Source organism: Streptomyces sp. ASQP_92 (assembly GCF_025399895.1).
Taxonomy (GTDB): domain Bacteria; phylum Actinomycetota; class Actinomycetes; order Streptomycetales; family Streptomycetaceae; genus Streptomyces.
The window spans coordinates 1-301 of sequence record NZ_JAODUA010000071.1; the positions used below are offsets into that span (position 1 = coordinate 1).

1 protein-coding gene is annotated in these 301 nt (G+C 70.1%); it reads right to left on the reverse strand.

The features are described from left to right. On the reverse strand, nt 1–301 hold a 301-nt coding region (locus tag N4G70_RS36945; protein WP_261717165.1), incomplete at both ends, for a transposase.

Sequence of the window (301 nt, forward strand, 5' to 3'; positions counted from 1 at the left end):
CCCGGCAGAGCGGGCGACAGCCACAGGAGCCGGCCCATCGGATCGGTCACGACCTGTACGTTCACACCGTGACGCCGGTGCTTGGCCGAGTAGTCCGCCTTGCCGTCGCCCACGCGGTCGCACTCAGCGAGAGTCCCGTCGAGGAGGGCGAAGTCAGGATCCGTCTCGCGCAACACCTTCAGCAGGCCCGGCGCACGAGCGGCGAGCAGGCTGATGACGGCGCTGACGTAGGCGTGAGCGGTCCCGACGGAGATGCCGAACCCGGCCGAGAGCTCCGCGAGCGTGTCATGGCGGCGCAGGT